Genomic DNA, 3,587 nt, shown 5'->3' on the forward strand with positions numbered 1-3,587 from the left:
CTTCCCCCCCGAAGCGGGTGTTGGGCTTTGCGGCCCACCGCTGAGTACGCCTGCTCGTGCACAGCACTGCAATGGTGCCGTGCACCGCGTGATGCAACCCGCTCGGGCCCAGTGCGGGCCCCGCGGTGCGATGCGTGCTAGTTCCTGTGCCGAGAAACGCATAACACCCAGGCTTGGTCTGCAGCATGAACGAGATGAGATGACGTGCTTCGTATGGCGCTGGTTCATTTCGCAAAACGCATCTGGCTTTGCCGTGCCATCGGCACACTGGATAACGCGCAACGTGTTTACGATGCGGCGCGTTTTTTCAACTGCTTATGAGGAACGGATATGGACGGCATCAACTCAATGCAAGGCGTCAACCCGACTAGGATTGATATCGGGGAGGACGGGAACCTCAAACCGGGTGCTGAAAGGCTGGAACAAAATCACTCCTGGAGCGTGTGGGACGGCAACGACTGGAAACCGATTCCTCCTAATCCGATGAGCCAAGCAGCGACAGACTTTACGACTGCATTAAAAGCCCAGATTATGCTCCGGTAAGCTAGCCACCAAATCCCATTTTTACTGGATGATGTGCTTGATTATGCCGTCCTAGTGGCTACGAGGCGGCATTTCGCAGCGCTGAACGGGTGGCACGCTTGGCTGTAGCGGCCTCGCGCTGCCTGCCTAGAAGAAACTTGGCAAATTTGACTTGCCCTCTTCCTCAGAGGCCGACGGGGTTTTTAGCAAAGTTCCTTTAAACCAATTTCATGAAAAGCGGCAGGAGCGTCCGCTGCTGCTCGATGTTTCACGCTGGACAGCGACAATCATCTTGGCCGGCGTGTTGCCTCATGGGATGATGTTACTCTCGGGTAATTGTCACTCTCCGGTCTTTTTCGATGAAGGCTGGTGCTGCATAGCAGCGCCAGCCTTCATCGCGTCGGCATCACCCAGTATTCTGGCTACCAGTTCTCTGGCGCGGTTCGATCGCCATGCCTTCACGCGGCGCTGCACAGTGCGCAGCTGCGCGCCGGAATACATCGCCGGCGCCATGGCGACGAGACGCTCATGTAGCTTCTTGGCCGTGATGCCGGGCTCAGTTTCCAGCCATTGCTGTATCGTCGGCCACGTATGCTCGAATGATCTTCTCGGCTGCGCCAAGTGTGAGGCACGCGCGCCTTTCGCTGATGCGTCGCTCTTACCTCGCCGTCCTGCCACGCTGTGCCAAGACTCGCCAGAAATCCGCGAGAGGAACGCGAGCAGGTGTGCTTGCCTGCGTCGGCGCCAAGCCGGATTCACTACATTGTGCGACGCGCTGTTGCGCTTCGCGCATGCGGCTCAACAGCTCCAGTGGGTCGAGCGCTCGAAACTGAGCGCAGCACGTGCTCGAGCGGCGTCAACGGCGCTTCATACCGCTTCATGACCCTCGCGCCATGACGTGTCTTCGATTTCAGCTTAAATGAAGGCTGAAAGAAGTTAATGTACAAACGTGACACCTCGTAAAGGCAAGCAAGGGTTTGCGTCGCTTCAAGTCCGCGTAACCGGCCATACCCGACGAGGCGGCGCACGACTGATCCATTCTTTTGTTCGACCCACGCCTGGTCATTCTTCTTATACGCACGAGAGCGTGCCAGCTCGATGCCCGTTGTCTTGCAGCCGCCTCGTCATCAGTCGTCCCCGCCAGCATTCTGACGGGTAACAAATTACATGAGGCAACAGGCTCCGCTCGGTAGCAAAAAACCTGAGTCAATGCGGCCCGACGCTAGGTCGATCATCCATGGCACTCGCCCCTGTCTGGACATCTCCATTCTGTCGCAGAATACTCGTAGAGACGATGCGAAGGCGACATTTAATAAACGAATTCGGTGTGAGCGTCGAGATCCGTATGCATTCCCATCCGTCGCGGCAAGTGCCTTATCAGACAAGCCTATGAGCCCTATACCGCAGCCGTTGTCGCACTGTCCCCCACTGGGCCTCCCAATCTTTGTGCGTTAGCAGACCGAGGCTGCGAAGGCGGTTAAGCAACGATCTGTATCGGATAACGTAAATCCGGCTCAACGAAAAGGAGATGAAAAAATGAAGGCGGTGTCGATTGCGATTGCGGCCATTACTGTTGGAATCCTAACAGGATGTAACAGCGGGCTGACAGAGGTTTCACCTTCAGCAGCCAATAGGAGCGCCAATGCCGGAAGCGGTCCGAATGGCGGGCATACGGGCAGCCGTCCGGGTAATGACGGCAATCGGCCCGTAGTGAGCCTTGCGCAAGGATACTACGTGGGCATGACGACGCCGGGTCAGCGAGAGGTGGGTATCGTTCGGGATGACGGCGTGTTCTGGATTGCCTACGACCGCGGCACGCCGGGATTGGGCGGCTTTGTCAGCGGCACCAGTACGACGAGCGGCACGCAGGCCAGCGGCACGTTCACCTCGACGGACGCGATCCGCTATGACTTCGCGCAGCGCACGAGCGACGCGGAACGGGTAGACGCAAATTATGTGTACAAGGACTGCCTGTGCGGCCGCAGCACGAATGCGTCGGGTACGGTGGGGGTGGAGTTCGGCTCAACCTACCAAGGGCTGTACGAGCGGCAGCCGACGCTCGCGGCGTTAGCTGGAACGTACAGTGACGGGGTCGCGCAAACGCTGGTGGACGATCAGGGTGTCACGTTGCAGATCGATGCGGGCGGCACGCTGAACGCCCGGACGGCCAATGCGTGCACGCTGACGGGTATGTTTCAGCCGCGCACGGTGGGCAACCTGTACGACGTGACGGTCACGGCCGGGCCCGCGCCTTGCGCGACACCCGGCACAGTGTATGCGGGCGCGGCGGTGCTGGACAGTGGCAAGCTGCTGGTGATGGCCACCGATGCCTCACGTCAGGCCGCTCTGGTGCTAACGGGTACGCGCGCGACGGCCGCACCGGCTCTTCAATGAGTCGCGCCTCAAACCGGTGCTCCGACACGGCGAATTCGCTGCACCGGAACACCGGTAACCGTCGGCGATACGCATATCGCTTGCCTTCGGCACCCGCGTAGTTGACAATTGCTATCTTGCCGGAAGGCGAACGACTGACGGTCACCAAGTACCAGGTCGGCGGGTGGGTGCAGGGCAGTTGACACTTGCAACTAATTAGCCGATAATCGTCAGTTCTCTGCGGAGGGGTGCCCGAGTGGCTAAAGGGGGCAGACTGTAAATCTGTTGGCTTACGCCTACGTTGGTTCGAATCCAACCTCCTCCACCAGAATTTTACGGCAGCGGTACTGGGTGGAAGCACCTCGCGGGTGTAGCTCAATGGTAGAGCAGAAGCCTTCCAAGCTTACGACGAGGGTTCGATTCCCTTCACCCGCTCCAGCGTTTCAGATGTTCGCCCATGTGGCTCAGTGGTAGAGCACTCCCTTGGTAAGGGAGAGGTCGGCAGTTCGATCCTGCCCATGGGCACCAGCAAGTGTCGGTGATGCGTTTGCGCGCGGCGCAACGGACCAAATTCCTGTTAGGAGTCGAATATGGCCAAAGGCAAGTTTGAACGGACCAAGCCGCACGTGAACGTGGGCACGATCGGTCACGTTGACCATGGCAAGACCACGCTGACGGCGGCGATCGCGACG

General features: G+C 58.9%; 4 protein-coding genes, 3 tRNA genes and 1 pseudogene. 6 read left to right on the forward strand and 2 right to left on the reverse strand.

What is annotated here, in order from left to right; genetic code table 11:
* A pseudogene (locus KQH55_RS03380) lies at positions 1-187 on the reverse strand (hypothetical protein); the annotation flags it as partial.
* A gap of 143 nt (positions 188-330) precedes the next feature.
* Here KQH55_RS03380 and KQH55_RS03385 point away from each other — a divergent pair.
* Positions 331-543: a hypothetical protein gene (locus KQH55_RS03385; protein ID WP_076796825.1), complete on the forward strand. Its 213-nt coding sequence runs from the start codon at positions 331-333 to the stop codon at positions 541-543.
* A gap of 318 nt (positions 544-861) precedes the next feature.
* Here the strand turns inward: KQH55_RS03385 and KQH55_RS03390 are convergent, their stop codons facing one another.
* Positions 862-1,035, reverse strand: a complete 174-nt coding sequence (locus KQH55_RS03390) for a hypothetical protein (protein WP_235090210.1) — start codon at positions 1,033-1,035, stop codon at positions 862-864.
* A 1,227-nt stretch (positions 1,036-2,262) separates the two neighbouring features.
* Here KQH55_RS03390 and KQH55_RS03395 point away from each other — a divergent pair.
* From KQH55_RS03395 to KQH55_RS03415, 5 genes are all read left to right on the forward strand, one after another.
* Positions 2,263-2,916 carry a hypothetical protein gene (locus KQH55_RS03395; RefSeq protein ID WP_235090211.1) on the forward strand — a complete coding sequence of 218 codons (654 nt, stop codon included), beginning with the start codon at positions 2,263-2,265 and terminating at the stop codon, positions 2,914-2,916.
* A 221-nt stretch (positions 2,917-3,137) separates the two neighbouring features.
* Positions 3,138-3,223, forward strand: a tRNA-Tyr gene (locus tag KQH55_RS03400).
* Between the two features lie 36 nt (positions 3,224-3,259).
* A tRNA-Gly gene (locus KQH55_RS03405) sits at positions 3,260-3,333 on the forward strand.
* Positions 3,334-3,348: 15 nt separating this feature from the next.
* Positions 3,349-3,423: transfer RNA gene (locus KQH55_RS03410), tRNA-Thr, on the forward strand.
* Between the two features lie 62 nt (positions 3,424-3,485).
* Positions 3,486-3,587 (forward strand): GTP-binding protein (locus tag KQH55_RS03415; RefSeq protein ID WP_029951219.1); only part of this gene is annotated, 102 nt, incomplete at its 3' end.

Origin of the sequence: Mycetohabitans sp. B3 (assembly GCF_021498065.1) — a bacterium.
Classification (GTDB): Bacteria; Pseudomonadota; Gammaproteobacteria; order Burkholderiales; family Burkholderiaceae; genus Mycetohabitans.